Below are 18,904 nucleotides of genomic sequence, written 5' to 3'. Positions count from 1 at the left end.
GCTTAACGGTGCCTCCTACGCATCCATACAGCTAAGCCCGTTATTAGGACAGCAACAGGGACAATAATGACAAATAAAATCAACAGCAACCATCCCTGGAAAGAGGAGATCCCCAAGGTGCTGGCAGTTAGACTTTTTGGAGTAATCTGTATGGTATTTTCACGGTTTGCGGCAGCGTTAAAAGTAGCTAATACAAAATCGCCATTATTGACAACTGGTTCGGATAAGAACGCCAGCATATCCACAGAGGCATACGCAATGACTTGCGAACTATTTTCACCAGAAGTTTTCTTTGCAGCTAAGGCAACCGCATAGGATTGCAGCTCATCGTTGGTAGGCTGCCAATTCGCGTCTGCGTCAGCTGGCTGACGGACACAGGTTTCACTGGTTGTGGCCAAGGTGGTAACGGTGATACCGCTATCCGCTTTTCCTTCCTGCATTGGTTTTAGGTATGGGGTTAGGATGTTGGTGCTAGTATTTGGCATATTGGATGTGTAATCGTTGGCATTTACTGTAGTAAATGGAGTTAATGAGTTTTGGTAAATCATATTGGAATCCAGTTCATGGATAGCGCCGTCCTGTACCTGAATTCCCCATTTAGATAGGAAGGCTTCTAGGTTTGGAAGTGTCCCTTGAGATGCACTTCCAAAATAGGTTACGGTTTTTCCTAATTGACCGTTATTGTCTAAAAACGAAACTAATTTTGCAATTTCATCTGCCGTATAATCCACTGATGGGCATGCGATAAGCACCATATCAGTATCATCCGGAATGGTGCCTGTTAGCAGGCTAACCGAATTAAAATTGTAGTTACTTTTTTCAAATACATCCTGGATGGAGGATAAGTCAATTTCTTCATGACCGGAAATCATTGCCACATTCACTGGGTCTTCCCCTACAATATACGCCAGGGCGGAATCAATTGACTGTTCTGCCATAGAAAGAACCTCAGAGGTTTGGTAATCGTCGGAATAGGATTGGGTAAACAGGTCGTCTCCAGTCAATGCCTGGTACCGTCCGTTTTCCCCCACTAGAAGCAAATCCCCATTGACCAATTCCACATCCGGGTAATTAGTAGCAAAATCGGGGTGTTCTGTCAGGTTGATATATTCAGTAGTGATGTTGGAATTTAAGGAAGCAAATTTTTCAATAATATAGTATGCTTGAGTGTAAAGGTCAGAATAGGTTTTAAACGTTTCTTCCTCTTCTAATACATAAATGGTGACTTTTTCGTTATAATTTTTTAAGTATTCTTCCGTTTGGTCTGTTACCTGGTAAATCTGGTTAGCAGTTAAGTCGATTTTCCAATCAAAACGGTCGATTAACAGGGCTACCACAATATTCACTACCACAATAATGGCAATAAAAATGGCGGTAATCGCTGTTGCCAACGAGCCATGTTTGAATTTTTTATTTTGCAATAGTTTCTTTATCTTCATGGCAATCACCTCAGCTCCAGCGTTTTTTCTCCAGCGTGCGTGCGGTCAAAAAGTTAAATACCAAAACTACGCTGATGAAATACAAAATGTCCGAAATATTAATTAGCCCGCCTACAAAGTTGCGGTATTTCCCCATAAAGGAAAGCTGGGAAAGCAGACTGTTTAACCAGTCAATTGGAATCAAGCTCGCAAATGTATCCATGTACATAAATACCAGGATTAAGCCAAAGGAACCCACCGCGGCAATGACTTGGCTTTGGGTTAGGGAAGAAATGAACAACCCCATGGAGATTAAGGCTCCTCCCAACAAAAGCAGTCCTAGAATATTCCCCACCATACTGTTCCAATCCAGCGGGGCAAAAATCGCCATAATCAGGGCGTAGATAATTGTGATGGCGGAACCAATGGCAAATACCAGATAAGCAGCAAAAAATTTGCCATACACCATACTGTGGATTCCTACTGGGCTAGTGAGCAGCAACTGGTCGGTTTTTGCACGAAATTCCTCACTAAATAGACGCATGGTTAAGATTGGGACAAGCAGCATAATAATTAAAAACATGGATTCAAATACTGGGCTGATGTCCGCTGAGTTTGGATAAAGGACACCGGCAAAGAAATAAAAGCCGGAGAAAAAGAAAAATACCCCTAAAAAGACGTATGCTAAAGCAGAGGAAAAGTAACCTCTTATTTCTTTTTTAAAAATTGCCCCCATTACTGCTCACCCCCATCTTGTTTTTCTTCCATATTTTCCAGTTCAGGTTCTTCCACAGAGGTGTTTTGTTCTGTATCTTCCAAAACCATATCCCCTTCTTGTGGAACCTGGTCATCTTGCTGTTCTTCCACTGCGCTTTTATCCTCATCCTCTTCTGAAATCGGAGGCTGTTGGGCAATCAGTTTTAAGAAAACTTCTTCCAAGGTTAGGGCGTTATCCTTTAATTCCAACAATGGAAGGTTGTGTTCCGCTAATAGATGGAATAGAGCAAAACGGATTTCTGTTCCGGTTTCTGGATGGAGGATAAAGTCACAAGTCCCCTCTTCTTTGCTGCCACAGGAAAGGATTTCCCGCATATGGTCTAGGGATTGAAGTACCTGTAAAACCTGTTGTTCTTCACCAGCTACCCGGATAATATATTCTTTTTCTTCGTTTAATGCTTGGGTAAGATGGTCGGCGGTGTCATCCGCCACAATCGTTCCTTGGTTAATAATGATGATACGATTACAAACCGCTTGAATCTCGGATAAAATATGGGAAGAAAGAATAATCGTATGGGTTTCGCCTAACTGCTGGATTAAGCTGCGGATTTCAATAATCTGTTTTGGGTCCAATCCCACAGTAGGTTCATCCAGAATTAAAACTTCTGGATTCCCCAGCATTGCCTGCGCTAACCCAACCCTTTGCTTATACCCTTTAGAAAGGTTGGAAATCAACCGGTCCATTACCTGGTCAAGCTGTACTCTTTGGCAGACTTCCAGGATATGTTGGAATTTTTTTTCTTTTTTTTGCTTTCCTTTTCCACCTAAATTGATTTTTTTCAGGTTATATACAAACTCTAAATATTCCAGAACCGTCATATTTGGATAAAGTGGCGGCTGTTCTGGCAGGTATCCAATTGTTTTTTTGGCCTGGTTTGGCTGTTCCTGTATGTCCAATCCATTGATGGTTACTTTCCCCGACGTAGAGGAGAGGTAACCGGTCAATATATTCATTGTGGTAGATTTCCCTGCACCGTTTGGCCCAAGGAACCCCAAAATCTCACCCTGTTTTACTTCAAAGCTGATATCCCGTACAGCCTTACGGGAGCCGTAGCGTTTGGTGAGATGCTCTACTTGAATCATCGTGCGACCTCCTATTGTCCAAATCTTCCCCAGACCGTTTCCAGCCTGTTCTGCTGTTTTGTTGCAAAAGCAGGGGCGGGGAAACAATTTCTCCGCCCATTGTTTATTTTCAGTTTAGCATAGTTTCATGTTCGCCTGTTGTTTAAATGGTGAATATTCTTTGAACACTAAGCTGTAAAAATGCCGTATTTTCGGAGAATTACAGGATTTTATTCATAACAAGGCCTGTAATGAGTTTTGGATAAAAATAGGTACTTTTCTGAGGCATTTTTTCTCCAGCGGTTGCTACGTCCCGGATTTCTTCCACACGGGTTGGGTTTAACAGCACGCAGCAGTTTGCTTCCCCGCTATCCACCGCCTGGATTGCCTCCCGTTTGGAGCGGGTATAGGTCAGGTTAATTTGCTGCGCCATATTCTCCTTATCAATCCCTAAAATCTTTTCTAAAATCAAAGAATGGAGTACAGCAACATCCAGATTGCGGTAGGTTTTACTTTTCTCTGGAAATACCTGGTCCATGATAGCAGGATTCTTTAAGGTAAACAGGGTATACCGGTGGTTATGGTACAGCAAGAAAGTAGTACGGTATTTGACATATTCTTCCCGCATCTGATGTTCAGCTTTTTCTTTTTCCGCAAACCAGGCAATTTCAAAGTTTTCTTTTGCTTTATCAACAATCTGGTCGATGGAAAACTCGGTTAATCCACGGACAATCCGATGGGTTGGAAGCACTACTAAACCAGGATTTTCCATGTTTACCAACATCATCATAATTTTGTTGGCAGGATGGTCCTGTTCCAGTCCAATCCCTTGTTCATGTAGCCAGTTGCGGTAGTTTAAAGCGGTCTCGTAACGGTGGTGCCCATCTGCGATGTACAGTTTTTTATCCGCAAATAAACGGGAAATCTGCTGGATCAACTGGGGATCGTCACATTTCCACAAACTATGGGTTACTTCATAGGTTGCGGTGAACGAAACCAAAGGTTCCCCTTGGCTAGCTTGGTTTAGCAAGTGGGTGATTTCCCCTTCTTCATCATGGTATAAAGAATACACCTGGCTAAAGTTACAGCCAGTGGCTTTCATCAGGTTAAAGCGGTCTTCTTTTGCTTTGGAAAGGGTTTCTTCGTGGGGGAGGATAATTCCCTTTTCAAATTCCTCTAATGTGACCCGCCCGATGACTCCTTTTAGTTGGTAAGGAACGCCGTCAATCTGGAATGATTCCTGATAAATATAAAAACTATCAATTTCATCCTGTTTGAGGATTCCGGTGTTTAACCAATCTTTTAGGGTATCCGCTGCCTGTTGGTAACAGTTTTCCCCCTGTGGCAGTTCCAACCGAATAATATTGTTGGGATTTTCTTCTAAATAGTTACGGCGTTGCTGTTCGCTGATAATATCATAGGGTGGACAGGTTAGTTGTTCTGGCAGCCCTGCTTTTTCTGTAAACCGCAATGCTGGAAATGGTGTTACTTGTGCCATAAAAATCCTCCTGTTTTTTATTGTTTTGAATAAAGAGTTTTATAAAATTTATATACTGATATGTTGTATACTGCTTATGAAATCTATTTAAAATGGACAACTATATCAAGCGGTATCCTGTTTGATATACGGATACTGGTCAAACTGCTTTTGAGTCCCATAAAAAACATTACAATCAATATATGGGGTATCTCCCTGGTAGCCACTTAACCTTGCCCGGCTGGTGTATTGCCAAAAGGTCCATTGGCGTTCATCGTTTAAGTGAGGTCTGGTCATGATATCCCGTATCCAAATATCGTGTTGTAAAAAAGAGTCGGAAATATACTGTTTGTAACAAGAATATGTGGTATATATAATTGGTTTTATTCCATAATATTCTTCCAAGCGATTGGAACAGGAAGAAAGTTCACGCTGGACCACTTCCTTTGAAGGAGGATTGGACTGAAATTCCCCATAGAATTCTAAATCAATGACAGATGGAAGCATCTTTGCGAATTTTGGAACTTGTTGGATAAAATGTTCCGCTTGAGTAATTCCGCCGGATTCAAAGCTGAAAAAGTGGTATGCCCCAATCCTCAAACTGGTTTTGGTTGCCCTTTGAAAATTTTGGTGGAAGTTTGGGTCAATGGAGGAACTCCCCTCTGTTGCTTTGATAAACGCGAACTGTATCCCCTCTTGGCTGAGGACCTGCCAATCCACATCCCCTTGATAGTGGGAGAGGTCAACACCACGAACTGGATATTGTTCTGTAGAAGGGGTATTCCAAGGAATGATTCCAAAGCAAATGAGAATACCGAAAAGAATAGCGATAAAACCAAAAATAAATATGGTAAAAAACCATCTTCGTCTTTTCATATTAGACTCCTATATCTTAAATCGCTTGCAGACAATTTTCATTGTAGCACAGAACAGATGAGATTGCAAAATGATTATTTTTTGCCATATGGGCAATACTCCAAACGGATGTGATTAGCTTTATATTACCATATTGAAACGGCGTTTTTCATGGGTAATATTTCAGGAAGCTACAAAAATATATTGACAGAGTGCGGGTTTCAAGATACAATAAAATTAAGTATTTGTTCGGAATTTTATTTTTGGGCATCGGATATCCTAGCTTTCAACTCTCTATTTTTGTAAGATGCCTTGTAAAAACTGATCGGGCTTAAATGAAACAGATGGCTCTGTATGGCGAAAAATTGTTTTTAAAGGAGAAAAACAGCTTTCGCCTTGGTTTATTTTGCAGAAAATCTGTTTTTACAGGGGTTTTTTCTATGGAACCACCTGTTTTCTTGTTACATAAGTAAATGATATTGCTATCAAAAAAAGAATTAAGAGAGGTAATAATGTGATTACAGAAACTCAAAATAAACAAAAAAATACGACAAAATCCCCTACAAAACGCCGTACAACCAAACCATATGCCAACCGTACCAAAACAGCGGCGAAACCAAAAACCACTAAAACAGCGGAGCCAAAACAAGCGGCAAAAACAACCAAACGCGCACCACAGCAAAAACGTAAACCAGTGCGTAAGACCCCTGTACGGATTATCCCATTGGGCGGCTTAAATGAAATTGGAAAGAACATGACTTGCTTTGAATGCGGCCAGGATATGTTTATTGTAGACTGTGGTATGGCGTTCCCAGACGCGGATATGCTGGGGGTAGATTTAGTACTGCCAGATTACACCTATGTAGAAAAAAATATCGACCGTTTACGTGGTATTGTGATTACCCATGGACATGAGGATCATATTGGCGGGGTGCCATATTTTTTGAAACGGTTTAACGTACCAGTATACGGAACCCGTTTGACTATTGGATTAATTGAAGAGAAATTAAAGGAACATGGATTATTAAACAAAGCAAATTTAAACGTTATCCAGCCAAAACAGACAGTAAAAATGGGTTGTATGGCAGTGGAAGCAGTTCGTGTAAACCATTCTATCCCAGACGCTATTGCGTTTGCGATCCATACACCAGCGGGGATTATTGTCCATACCGGTGACTTTAAGGTGGATTATAATCCAATTGAAGGGGATATGATTGACCTAGCAAGATTCGCGGAACTGGGAAGCCGTGGTGTGCTGCTGCTAATGTCCGATTCTACCAATGCGGAACGTCCAGGCTATACCATGGCAGAACGGAAAATTGGCGAATCCTTTGAACGGCTGTTTAACAGCGCTGGAAATCGGCGTATTATCGTGGCTTCTTTTGCCTCCAATATCCACCGTATCCAACAGATTATTGATAACGCGGAAAAATATGGGCGTAAAGTAGCGATTTCTGGACGTAGTATGGAAAATGTTGTGAGCAAGGCAATTGAGCTGGGCTATCTAAAAGTTCCAAACAATATTTTAATCAATGTAGACGCGATTTCCCGCTACCCACATGAAAAATTAACGATTATCACCACTGGGAGCCAAGGGGAACCTATGTCCGCTTTGGCAAGGATGGCAACTGGAGACCACCGCAAAGTAACCGTGACCAGTGAGGATTTTATCATTATTTCCGCTTCCCCGATTCCAGGAAACGAGAAGCATGTTACCCGAGTTGTCAACGACTTGATGAAACTGGGGGCAAAGGTAATTTACGAATCCATGTATGAGGTGCATACCTCTGGGCACGCCTGCCAGGATGAATTGAAAATGATCCTCTCGTTGACACGGCCAAAATATTTTATGCCGGTACATGGGGAATATAAACATTTGAAAAAGCACTCTGAACTGGCGCAAACCATGGGGATTGATGCAAATAGAATCCATATTGGTACCATTGGCCAGGTATTGGAGATTGATAATATTGATATGCACGTAGCGGGAACCGTACCATCTGGACAGATTTTCGTGGATGGTTTGGGGATTGGTGATGTTGGTTCCATCGTGCTGCGTGACCGCAAAATTTTATCCGAAGATGGGTTGATTGTTGTAGTAACTACAATTGAAAGTGAGTCCGGCTGCGTTGTGGCAGGACCGGATCTGGTTTCCCGTGGTTTTGTGTATGTGCGGGAATCAGAAGCTTTGATGGACGAGGCGAAACATCTATTGGTACAGGTGCTGGATCAGTGCTATACCAATAATATCCGGGAATGGGGCGCGATGAAAACCGCTATCCGGGATGAATTGTCCAGCTATATTTACCGTAAAACAAAGCGTTCCCCTATGATTTTACCGATTATTATGGAAATTTAAAGGATAAAGCAACATGACCTAGGTAGATGAGGTATCGCATGAAGAACAAATCCATTTGGAAAATCCGCAATTATATTATCATTATTATGGCATTAAGCGTGCTGGTAACCGGAATTTTATTTTTCCAAAGCAAACAGGCGTTTTTTATTGTTGCGCCATTTGTGCTATTGCTGTTGGCGGCAGGCGTCGTTATTTTGGTCCAATTCCGCCGAGAGATACGTACATTGATGCTGCTACTTTCCAAAGAATTTGGTACCTCTCGGAGCAAAGTATTATATGAATTCCCAATGCCTGTTATGGTGTGCGATGTAGATGGGCGCATTTTATGGTACAACAATCAGTTCCAAACTTTTTTGGCAAAACAGGATGAAATGATTGGATGGGAATTCAACCGGATTTCGGAACGTCCAATGGAGGAATTTTTATCCCCCAGTGGTGTACAGGTGGACTTTCGTGGAAAAAGCTATTGTGTTTATGGTACTTCGGTGGAAGAACATGACTTGTATACCTTTTATTTCTCAGACATTACAACGTTAACCGCGATTGCGGAAGAATATGAACTTTCCCACCCTTCTGTTATGTTGGTGATGCTGGATAATTACGACGAAGTATTTGAAGGCAAAAAGGAAAGTGCGAAATCCACTATTTTAGGTGTGATTGACGAGAGCCTGGAGGCTTTTTTTGGAGAAACCAATGGGTTTTTCCGGCGGCTTTCCCACGACCGGTTTTTGGCGGTTGTGGAGCAACGGCATCTGGAGCAGATGATTGAATCAAGGTTCCATATTTTAGATACAGTACGGGAAAAAACCAAAGAAAAAGGCATTACTGTGACCTTATCCATTGGGGTGGGAGCTGGTGGAACTACCCTATATGAAAGTGAATCCTTTGCTAGCCAAGCGTTGGATATGGCTCTGGGGCGTGGCGGGGATCAGGCGGCTGTCAAAACAGTCAATGGTTTTGATTTTTACGGCGGGGTATCCCAAGGGATTGAAAAACGAACCAAAGTAAAAACCCGGGTTATCGCCACTGCTTTGCGGGAATTTATTGACCAGAGCGAGCGGGTACTTGTAATGGGTCACCGCTTTGGAGACTTGGATAGCATGGGTAGTTCAATTGCCATGGCGAAAATCGCCCGGCAGTTAGGAAAAAAATCTTATATCATTGTGGATTATAAAAAGAACCTTGCTACTGCGTTAATTGATAAAATGACTGCAAATGGCGAAGAAGGTATGTTTGTCCATCCTTCTGATGCCGGGGATTTGATTACACCAAACACCCTATTGGTCGTGGTGGATACCCACAGCCCGGATGTTGTGGAAGCTCCTGGTGTGTATGAACGCTGCAAGAATGTGGTTGTCATCGACCATCACCGGAAAATGGTCAACTATATCGACAACGCTGTTATCTTTTACCATGAACCATATGCTTCTTCCGCCTCAGAAATGATTACCGAATTGGCGCAATACATGAATGGAGTTGTTTTACAGGCGCCGGAAGCGGAAGGGCTTTTGGCGGGTATTATGTTAGATACCAAAAATTTTGTTCTGCGTGCTGGCGTCCGAACCTTTGAAGCTGCTGCCTATTTAAAGGGCAGAGGGGCTGACACAGTATCCGTCCGCAAACTGTTTTCCAATACGATTGATTCTTACCAGCAAAAAACAAGGATTGTCTCCAATGCAGAAACCTACCGCAACTGCGCCATCGCTATGGGAGATTTCCAATGTGACGATATGCGTGTGGTTGCGCCTCAGGCAGCGGACGAGCTGTTGGGGATTTCGGATGTTGACGCGTCGTTTGTTTTATATCAGACTGGGACAACCACTAACATTTCCGGGCGCAGTTTGGGAGCGGTGAATGTTCAGGTCATTATGGAAAAACTTGGTGGCGGCGGGCATCAAACCATGGCAGCCTGTCAATTGGAAAATACCAATCTAGAACAGGGGCGGCAGCATTTATTGGATGCCATTGACCAATACTTAAATTCCCGGACGGATAAAAAATCATAATATGAAATTGAATTTTCTGTTTTTCGAAAAACCTTGTTTTCATAAAATTTAAAAGAGTATCCATTTATTTCTGTTGTTTTAACAGAATAAATTTTTCCTTTGGATGGAAATAAAAACTTTGAGTATACAAAATAAAATACGGATAACAGGATGGCAAGGTATGTGATGAGGCAATACACGATGCAAGGGGTTAAATCCCCCTTTCCTAAATTCACATATACATTGCTTGAGAGAAGCTAGAACAAATCAATTGGATATTGATTTGATTAAATTTTCATTTTATGTTATCTTGTATTTGTAACGATCAATCTTCCGATCAAAAAAAGACATAATATAGAGGAGGAACCACCGATGAAAGTAATTTTACTACAAGATGTAAAAGGCTCCGGTAAAAAAGGGGACCTTGTCAATGTAAGCGACGGTTATGCCCGTAACTTTTTATTTCCAAAAAAGATGGCGATGGAAGCAACCGCACAGGCGATGACCGAAAAGAAAAATAAAGACCAGGCAAAAGAGTTCCACAAGCAGGAGGAAATCAAAGCAGCACAGCAGATTGCGGACAAGCTAAAAGACCAGACGGTTACCATCGCTGCAAAAGCAGGCACAGCTGGCAGATTATTTGGCTCTGTTACTGCGAAAGAAATTTCTGCGGCCATCAAAAAAGAGTTTGGTTTTGATATTGATAAACGAAAAATCTCTGTTGGCGAAGTAAAAAGCTTTGGTACTTTCCAGGTAGAAGTGAAAGTATTGACAGGGGTTACTACCAATATGAAACTAATGGTGGTAGAAGCATAGCAATGTTTTGAATGATGGATAAGCCGGGATGTTTTCCGGCTTATTTTCATCGTTTCCAAAAAATAGTTCTGCTAGTAAAACAGGAAAAATTAATTGCCAATTGGAACAAGATATGCTATAGTGGTAACATCTTTGAGGAGATCCATTTTTTGATGGAAGGAGCTGTCACATGGATTTAGAAAATCAAATAGAACTGGAGCAGCTTCCTTATAATTTGGAAGCGGAACAGTCGGTGCTGGGTGGTTTGATTTTAGACCCAAGCTATATGGCGGACGCATTAAAGTTTGTTGGGGTATCCAGCTTTTATCGGGAGCAGCATCAACGGATTTTTGCGGTCATTGCCCGCATGTATACTTCTGGGCAACCGATTGATTTTATTACAGTATATGATGCCGTAGTTTCGGAGAATATTTTTGATACACCGGAAAATGCCAAGGTATACCTGGGCAGATTGATGGAAATGGTTCCATCTGTGGCCAATATGGAAGTATATTGTAAGATTGTTCAGGATAAGTATTACATCCGTTCCTTGATTTTAGCAGCCCGGGAAATTATATCAGTAGCTACGGATAGTGGCGCGGATGCGGAAACCATATTGGATACCGCAGAACAAAAAATTTATGAAATCCGTCAGGGCAGAACTTCCTCCAGTTTAATCCCGATCAATGAAGTAATCGGCCGTGAATTTGACCATCTGGATAAATTGGCAACGGGGCAAAAAGAAGTGGGAATATCCTCTGGTTTTTCCGGGTTAGACCATGTATTGACCGGTCTAAATCCATCCGACCTGATTATTTTGGCAGCCCGGCCAGCAATGGGAAAAACCAGCTTTGCGTTAAATGTGGCAGCCAATGCGGCGAGAAAGAGCAAACGTCAGGTGGCAATCTTTTCTCTGGAAATGTCCAGCCAACAGCTGGTAGAGCGTATGCTTTCTTCCGAGTGCAGGATTCAAAGCACCAAGCTGCATACCGGAAATTTGGCTCAGGAGGAATGGGCACTATTGGCAGCAGGGGCGCAATCTCTGAGTGAATCCAAAATTTATTTGGATGATACTCCAAATATTACTATTGCAGAGATGAAATCCAAGTTGCGCCGCTTACCGGATTTGGGCTTGGTGGTAATCGACTATTTGCAGTTGATGAACAGCGGGCGACGGGATGGAAACCGTGTACAGGAGATTTCTGAAATTACCCGTAACTTAAAAATCATGGCAAAAGAGTTGAATGTAACGGTGATAGCCCTATCCCAGCTGGCACGTGGGCCGGAAGCTAGGCAGGATCATCGTCCCCTGCTTTCCGACTTGCGTGATTCCGGTTCTATTGAGCAGGATGCGGATATTGTATTGTTTTTGTATCGGGATGAATATTATAATCCGGAAGATGGAAAGCATGGCATTGCGGAGTGTATTGTGGGCAAAAACCGTCATGGTGAAGTGGGCACAGTAGAATTAGGCTGGGATGGGCAGTATACCCGGTTTACAGGATTGGATACGATTCACCATGAATAAAATACAGGATTCAGTTTCCAAATGGTTCCACGCAGGAGAGGTTGTGGTCATTGGAGTATCTGGAGGGGCGGACTCTATGGCGTTATTACATGCTGTATGCCATTGTGGAGTACCCTTACAAATTATGGTTGCCCATGTGAATCATTGTTTACGGGGAGAAGAAAGCGACCGAGATGAAAATTTTGTCCGGCAGTATTGTGAAAAACAGCAAATTTTATTTTATTCCAAACGGGTGGATGTTGCTTCGTTAGCGAAGGAAAACAGGCAGTCCGAAGAAGTTTGCGGCAGGGAGCAGCGATATGCCTTTTTTGAGGAATTGGCAGGGAAAGATGGCTGGATTCTAACAGCTCATACCCTATCTGACCGGATTGAAACCATGTTGTTCCATCTTACTAGGGGGAGCTCGTTATCAGGGCTTTGTTCCATCCCACAAAAAAGAGGAAAAATCCTTCGGCCTTTGTTGGATTTTACCCGGCAGGAAATTGAGGCGTATTGCCAAGAATTTTATCTTCCCTACGTTCAGGATAGTACCAATGATTTGGATCTTTATAATCGGAATAAAATACGTCATCATGTTGTACCAGTATTACAGGAGATCAACCCTAGATTTGCCCAAAATATGCTGCGGACATTCCAATTGTTAGAAGCTGACCGAGAGTTGTTGCAGAAACAGGCGGAACATCAATTTTATTTACTGTTTGACAAAGGGAAACTATGGGTAGAAAGAATGATAGGTGTACCAACTGCAATATCCAGCAGGATTATTTCGTTGTTTTTGGAACAGCATCAAATTCCGGCGGATACCAAATTAATTTTATCCATTTTGCAGATTTGCGAAAGAGGGTTTGGAAAATATAATGTTCCAGGAAATCGTTTTGTAGTTTGTCAAAACGGCTGGTTATCCGTACAAACTCCTGTCGAAGGACACCCTTATTTTGAGTATCAGGTTGAAAATTGTACCAATTGCCGGGTTTTTGGCTTTCATCTTCTAGTAGGAGGGCAAGAAATTTACGAACAATTCATAAATGTTGCAAAAAATTTCTTTCATTCTATTGTGGATTATGATAAAATATTTGGTAAAGTTAAAATAAGACAGCGTATGCCCGGGGATCGTATTTCCCTACCGAATCATCCAAATCGGAAAGTAAAAAAATATTGGAACGAGCAAAAAATTCCACTGGAACAGAGGGATTTGCTTGCTGTGTTTGAGGATGACAATGGTGTATTTGCGGTAGAGGGCCTTGGTATTGACCAGAGGGTACAGCCAGACGCCCATACAACCAGATATTTATGGATTCAAAAAGAAACTGTTGTAAAATAGCATCTATATTATGTAACAGGAATACACACAGTTATACCAAAAGATAGAAATATAACTTTGTTTTTACGAAAATAAACCTAATTGAAAAGGGAGATGAGAGTTTGGACAACCAAAACAAAAACAGTAAATCCTTTATTGTCCCGGTGATTATTATTTTGGTTTTAGCAGGTGTGGCTATTTACATGTTAATGAACATGAAAGGCCCTAGCAGCAACCTGAAATATTATGAGGTTGTAAGCCTGTTCCAAAACAACCAGGTAAAAGCTGGAGAATTGGACTTAGGAAGTGGTGAATTAAAGCTGGAACTGCGGGATGGCGTTGATATGAGCAAGTTCCAAAGCAATACGAATGACCGTTCCAACAATAATATTTTGTTTGGTGGCAATAGTCAGGATAACCAAAATAACAATGCAACCAGTAGTGCTGTTTCGGAATCCTCCAGCCAGACATCCAGTACAGAAGAATCTAGTACTGCAGAGAGCCAGGCTAGCTCGGAACAAGCTTCTTCTAGCGAATCATCCAGTAGTGTTGCCGCTGCGAATGGCAATCAAAATGGAAACCAGTCCAATAATAAAAATGGACAGAGCAGCAATCAGATCACCTATAAAGTGCCAAGTGTAAACTTGTTTGTCAATTCGATTGACCCATTGATTTTGGAATATAACAAAGCACATCCAGATGATATGATTGAAATGAACTATACTCCTGCAAGCGATAATTCTTGGCTGCTGCAGATGATTCCAACCGCGCTTTCCTTATTGTTGATTGTAGGCCTGTTGTTCTTTATGATGAAACAGGCAAATGCAGGTGCAGGTAAAATCGGTCAGTTTGGAAAAGCGAATTTAAAAAATTCTATGGAACGCGGACGTACGACTACCTTTGATGAGGTGGCAGGTGCGGAAGAGGAAAAGGAAGAACTTTCTGAAATCGTTGAGTTCCTGAAAAACCCGAAAAAGTTTAATGAATTGGGTGCCCGTGTACCAAAAGGTGTGTTGTTAGTAGGACCTCCTGGTACAGGTAAGACCTTGTTGGCCCGTGCGGTTGCAGGGGAAGCAGGTGTTCCTTTCTTCTCGATTTCTGGTTCTGATTTCGTGGAAATGTATGTTGGTGTTGGTGCATCCCGTGTGCGTGACCTGTTTGAGCAAGCAAAGAAAAACGCTCCAGCCATTATCTTTATCGATGAAATTGACGCAGTTGGACGCCAAAGAGGCGCTGGCCTTGGCGGCGGACACGATGAACGAGAACAAACATTGAACCAGTTGCTGGTAGAAATGGATGGTTTTGGCGCCAATGAAGGGGTTATTATCATTGCGGCTACCAACCGTAGGGATATTTTGGACCCAGCGTTGTTGCGTTCCGGACGTTTTGACCGCCAGGTTGTAGTAGGCTATCCAGATGTAAAAGGCCGTGAAGAAATCTTAAAAGTTCACTCCCGCAACAAGATTTTAGGCTTTGATGTAGATTTAAGTGTAATCGCGAAATCCACCGCAGGGTTTACTGGTGCGGATTTGGAAAGCCTGATGAACGAAGCGGCTCTGTTAGCTGCCCGTAAAAACCATAAAGCAATTACCGCTTCTGATATTGAAGAAGCCACCATTAAAGTAATTGCGGGACCAGAAAAGAAATCACGTATTATTAACGAAAAAGAAAAACGTTTAACCGCTTACCACGAGGCAGGGCATGCGGTTGCTACCTATTATAGTCCAACTCAGGACCCTGTACACCAGATTTCGATTATTCCACGTGGTATGGCAGGTGGCTATACCATGTCCTTGCCAGAACATGACAGAAGTTATGTATTAAAACAGAATATGCAGGAAGAACTGGTGGTATTGCTGGGTGGACGTATTGCCGAAAGTATCGTATTAGATGATATTTCCACAGGCGCATCCAATGATATTGAACGCGCAACTGACATTGCTCGGAACATGGTAACCCGTTATGGCTTTAGTGAAAAGCTCGGTCCTATTGTATATGGGGAAAGCGACCACGAAGTGTTCCTGGGGCGTGACTTTAATAACTCCCGAAACTACTCTGAAACTGTCGCAACCGAGATTGATGAGGAAATTCGTTCCATTATGGATCGCGCTTATAAAACCTGCCACGATATTTTGGTTACTCACCGTGACCAATTAGAAATAGTAGCACAGTACTTGATCCGCAAAGAAAAAGTGGATGCAGATACCTTTGTAAAATTGATGACAGGTGAAATTACCCTGGAAGATATTCATAAGATGGATGAACAGGAAGCGCAAGAAAAAGCACGAAAAGAAGCACAAGCAGAGCAGAATCCTTCATCTACAACAGAAAAATAGTGGATTGATAAAAAGCCGTTTGCAAAAAAGCAAACGGCTTTTTCTTGTTGTTATGGAAACTACCGGCTATGCCGGTGGAGGCTCTCGCTCAAAAGCTTTACTTTAAGCATCGAGCGAAGCGAGCTACTAACAGTAATCTTATCGTAACGAAAAAACTATCGTTGTAAAAATTACTCGTTTACGGGCGGCAGGGCAAGTGATGCAAAAGATAGATATTTCAGCACATGTTTAGATGCTTTCCGGTATTATGCCCTTCTAGGGTTTACTCAAGCCACTAGCTAACTGCATCTGTCAAGAAAAAATAGATACCAAAAACACCATAGTATTAGAAGCCCACGGCGTCTGCAGGCCGCCTGTTATTGAAGTAATATACATACCTATCCAAGAGTAAGTGAACATCATCCATGGTTGCCAACCTGAAGTCAAGGTAGAGTATTCATTCGTTTCGTGCTTCTATGATTGGATTATCTGTTGGAGTTCCCTCTCACGACATTGACCGAAGTATGTTATAGTGTTCATGGGCTCGGCAAAAAGCCCGGGAGGAGTAGATAGAACCCTGGTCGGTATGGAAAACTACTTGGGGAGTCTGTTCCTCTTTCTTTTCTGCAAACAGCTTCAGCTGCTCTAAGCCAATGGTAATATGGTTTGTTACTGCCGTGAACAGACGTTGCGTGATGTGCTATATCTCATTATTAAATGTATCCAATAAAAGTGTCCATTCCCGCCTGTTTTATCCCTTTTTCATGATTACCACCTCCAACTTCATTTTAACATAAACAAAAGGTAGACAACATGGTGGTTTTCCATGTGTCTACCTTTATCTTACAACTTCATTGAACTGGTGATCATGACTTTCCGGATATCATCTTTGTTGTTTTGGATAGAAAGGGTTGAATGTGGGAATTATTTTGAAAGACAAAAGAATCAACCTGTTATATCAACACATTAAGGCAAAAAATAAATCTTCCACAATGCTGTAAAAGATTTATTTTTTGCCTTATCCATTGGTTTTTACTGAAAATCAGAATCATTAAAAAATTCTTTTAATGTAATGTTAAGCCCATCACATAAACGTTTTACGGTAATGATAGAAACATCCTCCCCTTTACTATTCATAATACTGTATACGGTAGACGGAGTTACGCCAGAATGAACGGCCAACCAATGCAGCGTAATATGGCGTTCTTTGCACAATTGCTGTAGTCTATTTGATACAGCAGATTTCATGGTTATCTTCATCACCCTCATTTTTATCATTCCCTGTTCTATTAAAATGTGTATGGAACATTTGATATGACAGGTTCCATGTTAATTGTTTTTATACTTCTACTATATCATGAATCATCTGATTGTCAATTACATGGATACAATTTATTAGAAGAAACGAAAAATTTGTCGAATTATAGTAAAATAGAATGAAAAATCGAAGATTCTTGAGTGAATTCGTAGAACCTTCGATTTTTTAAATTCATATCATTCCATTTATTTTTTGTATGATGTTTTTTTCAACTTTTTCTTGCGTAATTGTTGAAAAAAATCCGATAACAACTGGCTACATTCCTGTTGAAGCAGTCCACCTTCCAAAATAGGTTTATGGTTATAAGGAAATTCGGTCAATGGGATAACAGATTCGCAGGAACCCGCTTTTGGGTCCAATGCGCCGTAAACCACCCGGTCAATACGGGAATTGATAATAGCCCCCGTGCACATAGGGCAAGGCTCCAGTGTGACGTACAAAGTACATCCAAACAGACGCCATCCACCAAGCCTTTTGCAAGCACGGTCGATTGCCAGTAGTTCCGCATGTGCCAATGCGTTTTTGTCCAATTCCCTTCTATTATAGGCTGTTGCAACAATGGAATCATTTTTTACAATAACAGCTCCCACTGGCACTTCCCCAAGAGATGCTGCGATTTTTGCCTGTTCTATGGCGAGTTCCATATAATCAAGATCGGTCAATTTGGTTCTCCTTATTGTTTAAATGATAGTAAATGTGCTGAATATTTGGAAACAGCAACAGATAATTACGCCAATCATAAAAATATTACCAAAGGCATACCGAATTTTTTCACTGTTGTTAAAATAAGTTTTTTTATCGTAAACAACAAATAAGTTTGGATCTCGGTTTACTAAAATAATTAGGCTTAAAGAACCAATCAGCAGGCAGATGATATAAATCATGTACACAATTGTTTGATTTCCATCCATAGAAAGCTGGATCCAGTTTAAAAATAGTACCATGCCATTATTAATAAAATGCAGTAACATCCCTGTTAACAAGCTGCCAGTACGGATGACAAAATATCCAATAACCAACCCCATAATAAATGCGTTCATTGCGGAAGGAAGGTTTCCGTGCATTATTGCGAACAACACAGAGGAAAGGATAAGCGCAAATGTATCTCCATGACGGCGGAGCGCATACAGCATAACCCCATGGAACAAAACTTCCTCAAAAAAGGCGGGCACAATGGTTAAAGAAAGACCATATAGTATCAGTGCCACAGGGTTATTTGGGTACACCGCAGCTGGTTGCAGCACGTAAATATGAAAGTGATTTAACAATGCAGTAAAATTGGATATTCCAATATTGGCCACCACAAATACACTTAACATCATTGGGATAGACGCAATTAAAATAGTGCGGTTTGGGATACGGCACATCTTTTTAATACGATACCGGTATCCCTGAAAACTATAATACAGCAATACGGTGGGAATTAAATAAACAATTGCAAAAGTGAGGATGGAAAGAGATTGTGTGATGATTTGACCATAATCTGTATAATTGGTTTTTACCCAGTGTTGGATAATCCAGTTTTGCAAAAGTGGAACGGTAGCGGATAATAAGAGGTATAACAATAGTACAATGCCAATATTGGAAACTGTATGCACAATTGCCCTTTTTTCCAGGATAGGAGCAGGGATATTGGATATGGGAGAGTACTGATTGATAGAATCCTGTTTCGGATATTCGTTCATTGTGACACCTCTTTTCTATTTTAAAATGGT

The 18,904-nt window shown here is 41.5% G+C and carries 14 protein-coding genes; 6 read left to right on the top strand and 8 right to left on the bottom strand.

Features of this window, described 5'->3' with window-relative positions; genetic code table 11:
- Positions 1-2: 2 nt before the first annotated feature.
- From BQ2683_RS05080 to BQ2683_RS05060, 5 genes are all read right to left on the bottom strand, one after another.
- Positions 3-1,439, bottom strand: a complete 1,437-nt coding sequence (locus BQ2683_RS05080; protein ID WP_069987751.1) for a GldG family protein — start codon at positions 1,437-1,439, stop codon at positions 3-5.
- 10 nt (positions 1,440-1,449) lie between these two features.
- A complete protein-coding gene (locus BQ2683_RS05075) occupies positions 1,450-2,154 on the bottom strand; it encodes an ABC transporter permease (RefSeq protein ID WP_069987749.1) in 705 nt (234 codons plus the stop codon).
- A complete protein-coding gene (locus tag BQ2683_RS05070; RefSeq protein ID WP_069987747.1) occupies positions 2,154-3,278 on the bottom strand; it encodes an ABC transporter ATP-binding protein in 1,125 nt (374 codons plus the stop codon). The genes BQ2683_RS05075 and BQ2683_RS05070 overlap by 1 nt, the downstream gene beginning before the upstream one ends.
- A gap of 199 nt (positions 3,279-3,477) precedes the next feature.
- On the bottom strand, positions 3,478-4,755 hold the full coding sequence (locus BQ2683_RS05065) for a DUF1015 domain-containing protein (RefSeq protein WP_069987745.1): 1,278 nt from the start codon (positions 4,753-4,755) through the stop codon (positions 3,478-3,480).
- 105 nt (positions 4,756-4,860) lie between these two features.
- Complete coding sequence (locus BQ2683_RS05060) at positions 4,861-5,610, bottom strand: GH25 family lysozyme (RefSeq protein ID WP_069987743.1); 750 nt, start codon at positions 5,608-5,610, stop codon at positions 4,861-4,863.
- A gap of 493 nt (positions 5,611-6,103) precedes the next feature.
- Between BQ2683_RS05060 and BQ2683_RS05055 the strand changes: the two genes are divergently transcribed.
- The 6 genes from BQ2683_RS05055 to ftsH all read left to right on the top strand — a co-directional run bounded on the left by BQ2683_RS05055 (position 6,104) and on the right by ftsH (position 15,892).
- Positions 6,104-7,948 (top strand): ribonuclease J, encoded by a 1,845-nt coding sequence (locus BQ2683_RS05055; protein WP_235843885.1) that lies wholly within the window; start codon positions 6,104-6,106, stop codon positions 7,946-7,948.
- 38 nt (positions 7,949-7,986) lie between these two features.
- The gene (locus BQ2683_RS05050) at positions 7,987-9,954 is read left to right on the top strand and encodes a DHH family phosphoesterase (protein ID WP_069987741.1); all 1,968 of its coding nucleotides are present in this window, start codon (positions 7,987-7,989) and stop codon (positions 9,952-9,954) included.
- Positions 9,955-10,305: 351 nt separating this feature from the next.
- Positions 10,306-10,749, top strand: a complete 444-nt coding sequence (rplI, locus tag BQ2683_RS05045; protein WP_069987739.1) for a 50S ribosomal protein L9 — start codon at positions 10,306-10,308, stop codon at positions 10,747-10,749.
- Between the two features lie 169 nt (positions 10,750-10,918).
- Positions 10,919-12,256: a replicative DNA helicase gene (gene dnaB, locus BQ2683_RS05040; RefSeq protein ID WP_069987738.1), complete on the top strand. Its 1,338-nt coding sequence runs from the start codon at positions 10,919-10,921 to the stop codon at positions 12,254-12,256.
- Positions 12,249-13,577: a tRNA lysidine(34) synthetase TilS gene (gene tilS, locus BQ2683_RS05035; RefSeq protein WP_069987736.1), complete on the top strand. Its 1,329-nt coding sequence runs from the start codon at positions 12,249-12,251 to the stop codon at positions 13,575-13,577. The genes dnaB and tilS overlap by 8 nt, the downstream gene beginning before the upstream one ends.
- A gap of 101 nt (positions 13,578-13,678) precedes the next feature.
- A complete protein-coding gene (ftsH, locus tag BQ2683_RS05030; protein ID WP_270739399.1) occupies positions 13,679-15,892 on the top strand; it encodes an ATP-dependent zinc metalloprotease FtsH in 2,214 nt (737 codons plus the stop codon).
- A gap of 1,011 nt (positions 15,893-16,903) precedes the next feature.
- On the opposite strand, the gene BQ2683_RS05025 is transcribed toward ftsH, so the two are convergent.
- The 3 genes from BQ2683_RS05025 to BQ2683_RS05015 all read right to left on the bottom strand — a co-directional run bounded on the left by BQ2683_RS05025 (position 16,904) and on the right by BQ2683_RS05015 (position 18,874).
- Positions 16,904-17,140 (bottom strand): helix-turn-helix domain-containing protein, encoded by a 237-nt coding sequence (locus BQ2683_RS05025; protein ID WP_069987734.1) that lies wholly within the window; start codon positions 17,138-17,140, stop codon positions 16,904-16,906.
- 234 nt (positions 17,141-17,374) lie between these two features.
- A complete protein-coding gene (gene tadA / locus BQ2683_RS05020) occupies positions 17,375-17,851 on the bottom strand; it encodes a tRNA adenosine(34) deaminase TadA (protein ID WP_069987732.1) in 477 nt (158 codons plus the stop codon).
- 18 nt (positions 17,852-17,869) lie between these two features.
- A complete protein-coding gene (locus BQ2683_RS05015; RefSeq protein WP_069987731.1) occupies positions 17,870-18,874 on the bottom strand; it encodes a CPBP family intramembrane glutamic endopeptidase in 1,005 nt (334 codons plus the stop codon).
- Between the last annotated feature and the right edge of the window lie 30 nt (positions 18,875-18,904).

Source organism: Massilioclostridium coli (assembly GCF_900095865.1).
GTDB lineage: Bacteria > Bacillota > Clostridia > Oscillospirales > Ruminococcaceae > Massilioclostridium > Massilioclostridium facile.
Note: the sequence above shows the minus strand (reverse complement) of the source record. Positions and strands in the feature narration are given on the sequence as shown.

What these genes read in the sequence shown, in the direction of transcription:
- BQ2683_RS05080 (WP_069987751.1), bottom strand. Translation starts at nt 1,439, where the DNA reads ATGAAGATAAAGAAACTATTGCAAAATAAAAAATTCAAACATGGCTCG.
- BQ2683_RS05075 (WP_069987749.1), bottom strand. Translation starts at nt 2,154, where the DNA reads ATGGGGGCAATTTTTAAAAAAGAAATAAGAGGTTACTTTTCCTCTGCT.
- BQ2683_RS05070 (WP_069987747.1), bottom strand. Translation starts at nt 3,278, where the DNA reads ATGATTCAAGTAGAGCATCTCACCAAACGCTACGGCTCCCGTAAGGCT.
- BQ2683_RS05065 (WP_069987745.1), bottom strand. Translation starts at nt 4,755, where the DNA reads ATGGCACAAGTAACACCATTTCCAGCATTGCGGTTTACAGAAAAAGCA.
- BQ2683_RS05060 (WP_069987743.1), bottom strand. Translation starts at nt 5,610, where the DNA reads ATGAAAAGACGAAGATGGTTTTTTACCATATTTATTTTTGGTTTTATC.
- BQ2683_RS05050 (WP_069987741.1), top strand. Translation starts at nt 7,987, where the DNA reads ATGAAGAACAAATCCATTTGGAAAATCCGCAATTATATTATCATTATT.
- rplI (WP_069987739.1), top strand. Translation starts at nt 10,306, where the DNA reads ATGAAAGTAATTTTACTACAAGATGTAAAAGGCTCCGGTAAAAAAGGG.
- dnaB (WP_069987738.1), top strand. Translation starts at nt 10,919, where the DNA reads ATGGATTTAGAAAATCAAATAGAACTGGAGCAGCTTCCTTATAATTTG.
- tilS (WP_069987736.1), top strand. Translation starts at nt 12,249, where the DNA reads ATGAATAAAATACAGGATTCAGTTTCCAAATGGTTCCACGCAGGAGAG.
- BQ2683_RS05025 (WP_069987734.1), bottom strand. Translation starts at nt 17,140, where the DNA reads ATGAGGGTGATGAAGATAACCATGAAATCTGCTGTATCAAATAGACTA.
- BQ2683_RS05015 (WP_069987731.1), bottom strand. Translation starts at nt 18,874, where the DNA reads ATGAACGAATATCCGAAACAGGATTCTATCAATCAGTACTCTCCCATA.